Here is a 3,312-nt window from a genome sequence, read left to right on the forward strand (position 1 = left end):
GCCTTGATCTGCGCGATCATCACCTCGGCGGAGCCGACGGTGCGGTGCAGTGCCCACTCACCGATGAGGAACTCGAAGGTGTGGGGATCGCGGTCGAGGATCAACTGACGTTGCATGCGCGCGGTGACGGTGTCCTCGACATCGTTGGGCACACCCTGGACCTCGATACAGGCCGAGAGGACCGCACGCGCGTAGACCTCGGTCTGGACGAGGCCGATGACCAGCTCTGGATTCCATACGCGCTGGCGGGCAACGCCGGCCTCGATGTCGATCAGGCTGCGCTGCAACTGCGCCAGCCCAGTCCGGGTCTGGCCATACCAGCTCACATAGGTCATACGATGTCGTCCCTCTGTCGTGGTCGGGCAGCCGGGCGGTGCCCTCGAGCTGAATCGGTTGGCCGGTTCAGCGGGTGTTGGGTCGGCTATGCCGCTTTCCGGGCGGCGCGAGCGGCTCCGAGAGTGATCCTGACCAGCAGTTCGAACTCCGCCAGACGGCTGGGGCGGGGTTCGTCGAGCCATACCCGGTTGTCATCGCCGGGAGTCGGCAGCGGGATCGGACACCCGGGCACCGTGCGAATCGCCTGCACCCTCGACTCTCGGGGGAACAAGGTGACCGTTCGAGTGTCGTCGGGCTTGGGTGCGGTGGTCAGAAAGGTACGGGTGCCGGTCGCGACGTTGTCCACAATCGGCGTGACGACCCCGCGCTGACGGAGCTGGTCGAGAACCACTGCCGCCAGCGCGGCGCTGACCTGGATCCCGTGGACCTGGTCGGCGGGCAGGATGATCTGGTCGTGGCCGTCGAGCACGACGTGCCAGCCCAGGCGCCGGTAGGCGTTGGCGCGGTCGGCGGGAGTTTCGATCATGGGTGTAGCCACAGTTCCTCGCAGGGCATTCGGTTGATCGGGAGAAATCCATCCCGGATCTCGGCGGCGGTTATGGAGGGATGGGGATGGGAAAGCCAGTCACGCAGGAAGTTCCGTACCGCGGTACGGCAGCCGCGGAAGTCGACCACCAACCCGGCGCTGATCACCCGCAAATGGGTGTCGGGTTCGTCGGGGCGAGGTGATCGCGGCAGCGGCATGCAAACCTCCGGCGTCCTACCGGCACGCCGAGATCGTGGTGACCACGACCTCGGCGGTAGGCCGATACGGATCCAGCGGCTCGTGCGGTAGCCAGCGTCGCGCCGGATCGCGAGGCGAGGGCAACAACACCTCGTCACGATCGGGCACGAGTACCGCCCCGGCGGCTGACAACGCCGCGAAGCTCGCACCGCTGCGCAGGTGGATGGGCACGGGCCCGGTCAGGATCGTCATCGTGGGCTGCGCGGTATCGGTGTGAACGATGACCGGGCCGGGCCAAGCTAGCGCCGCGATCACCCGGCGGCCGACCTCGGACGGCAATTCGATGGCACCGACTGTCCCGGTCCGCAATACGATCTGGCTGGTGGACTCGCGGACGAAGGCGTCGAACCCGCAGGCGTTGCGGTAGGTGCTGGCACGGTGAATCACCTTGTCCACCGGTAGCAATCGTGTGGTGTTCATCGGGTCTCACCACGTTTCAAACAGGTTCGGACAGCGTCGAGGACCGTGGTGGTCGTGGGCCGTTGCGGGCTGGTCGGTGGCAACTCCCATACACGGCACGGGTCTGCGTTCGTCGCGGTCGGTGTCGGGAGCCCGATCCGAACGCCGGAGGCCATCACGACGACGTTGTTGACCCAGAGCAGCGTGTCGTCGGGGAGACTGTCGATCCGGCGGTCGGACTGGGTGATGAATGTCCACGACTCCGACTTGGGATGGGACACAATCGGTCCGCAACCTGCGTCTGCCCGGTCGAGCTCACTGCGAACGCGTTGACCGAGCGCCCAAGGCACCATGACCGCCTGCACCCTCCCCGCGACGAAGATGATCTGGTCGGAGGTGGGATCGAGCATTGCTGGCATCTGGCACACCTGCTGGTAGTAGGCACACCGCGACTCCACCGAGGCGCCGACCAAGTCCAGATCTGCCAACTCGGCCCCGGCCGTGACGAGAGGTTCGCGACTGGGTACCTCGACGAGATCTGTTAGGGCAGGGATCGTATTCATGGCTTTCCTCCACTCGCGTGGTGGGTGATCGTGATCCGGGCGGGAAGCTTGAGGCTCGATCCTGTGTTGGTGACGGCGGCCAACGCCTTATCCACCGCTGCCGATCGTCGGCGCGAACTGTGCCAGCCCCGTCGGCCTGAGCCCTCCGCTTTGAGTTCTGCGACAACGGCTTCCAGCTCTTCTGGATCGCTACGAGCGGCGAACCTCAAGATGGCTTTCAGCTCTTGGTGTTTTCGGTTCCGCACCGCTGTGCACCCCCAATCGTGTGCCCGACCACTTGCCTTCTCAGGTAACCAGCGGCTTCAGCCGAGGCTTACAGATTCGGTGTCCGCAGCACGTGCACATCTGCTGCGCTGACCGACAGTTGGGATCCAGCTGCAACTCATCACTCGATCTATCGAGTGCGAAATTGACGCACCGCCGCCTGCAATGCGGCGTGAGGTGGCCTACCGAGGTGCCGCCGCAGCGGCGGCACCGGCAAGTCGAACCTTCACAGCCTGAGGCCCGCGTGCGCCCTGAGCGATCTCGAACTCGACGCGATCGTGTTCGGTCAGGCTTCGGAACCCCTGGCCGATGATGCCGGAGTAGTGGACGAAGACATCAGGCCCGTCGTTGCGGGCAATGAACCCGAATCCCTTCTCGGCGCTGGTCCATTTCACGGTTCCGGTAATGGACATCTCGTGTTGCCTTTCGCTGTTCCCGCTGGCCACCTAGCCACGGAGGTGTGCGTCGGGATGATGTTGACGTCCCGCCCAAGAACCAATCAGTGAAGGTGGACCGGCACCTCGGCTTGAGTGCCGATTCCTATGGTGGACGGTAGATTTGATGCACTGAAGTGTTCGGGTGAATAGATTCGATTCACTCCACGGCCATCCGGCCGATAAGGTGAGCCGATGGCGTCATCGCCCGGAGACCGATTTTGCGCTCGATGTCGACGGCCCGCGGCCGGGATCGGCAGAAGCTTGCTGTGCGTCGAGTGTGCCCGCGCCGCGTACTCGACCCGGATACCGCCGTCGCAGTGGTGGGTTGGCGAGCTGAGAGATGCCCTGCGGAGCAAGAAGATCGGAACGGTCCTCGCGGTCTACCGGCATCATCCAGCGCACGGGCACCGGCCGCTGCCGCAGACTGAGCTGGCCCGTTGGTTGGGTATCTCGCAAGCGCGACTGTGCAGGCTCGAGAACCAGCGCGCTCATATCGATCACCCTGTACTCATAGACATCGCCCACATCC

Annotated in this window: 6 protein-coding genes; all 6 read right to left on the bottom strand. The window is 64.7% G+C overall.

The window, feature by feature from the left end; translation table 11 throughout:
* Nucleotides 1–335, bottom strand: a 335-nt coding sequence (locus tag ACFWPJ_RS28530) for a Scr1 family TA system antitoxin-like transcriptional regulator (protein ID WP_378855948.1), incomplete at its 3' end; no start/stop codon positions are given.
* Nucleotides 336–421: 86 nt separating this feature from the next.
* The gene (locus ACFWPJ_RS28535) at nucleotides 422–874 is read right to left on the bottom strand and encodes a hypothetical protein (protein ID WP_378855950.1); all 453 of its coding nucleotides are present in this window, start codon (nucleotides 872–874) and stop codon (nucleotides 422–424) included.
* Between the two features lie 222 nt (nucleotides 875–1,096).
* Nucleotides 1,097–1,540: a hypothetical protein gene (locus tag ACFWPJ_RS28540; RefSeq protein WP_378855952.1), complete on the bottom strand. Its 444-nt coding sequence runs from the start codon at nucleotides 1,538–1,540 to the stop codon at nucleotides 1,097–1,099.
* Entirely contained in the window at nucleotides 1,537–2,082 is a 546-nt protein-coding gene (locus ACFWPJ_RS28545) for a DNA-directed RNA polymerase subunit beta (RefSeq protein ID WP_378855953.1), read from the bottom strand. Before ACFWPJ_RS28545 ends, ACFWPJ_RS28540 begins: the two co-directional genes overlap by 4 nt.
* 446 nt (nucleotides 2,083–2,528) lie before the next feature.
* On the bottom strand, nucleotides 2,529–2,759 hold the full coding sequence (locus tag ACFWPJ_RS28550) for a cold shock domain-containing protein (RefSeq protein WP_378855957.1): 231 nt from the start codon (nucleotides 2,757–2,759) through the stop codon (nucleotides 2,529–2,531).
* 222 nt (nucleotides 2,760–2,981) lie between these two features.
* A partial coding sequence (locus ACFWPJ_RS28555) for a hypothetical protein (protein ID WP_378855955.1) occupies nucleotides 2,982–3,312 on the bottom strand: 331 nt, incomplete at its 5' end.

The sequence above is a fragment of the Nocardia sp. NPDC058497 genome (assembly GCF_042720195.1).
Classification (GTDB): domain Bacteria; phylum Actinomycetota; class Actinomycetes; order Mycobacteriales; family Mycobacteriaceae; genus Nocardia.

Bases quoted from the DNA above. Each gene is read 5' to 3' on its own strand.
- ACFWPJ_RS28540 (WP_378855952.1), bottom strand. From the start codon at position 1,540: ATGAACACCACACGATTGCTACCGGTGGACAAGGTGATTCACCGTGCC.
- ACFWPJ_RS28545 (WP_378855953.1), bottom strand. From the start codon at position 2,082: ATGAATACGATCCCTGCCCTAACAGATCTCGTCGAGGTACCCAGTCGC.
- ACFWPJ_RS28550 (WP_378855957.1), bottom strand. From the start codon at position 2,759: ATGTCCATTACCGGAACCGTGAAATGGACCAGCGCCGAGAAGGGATTC.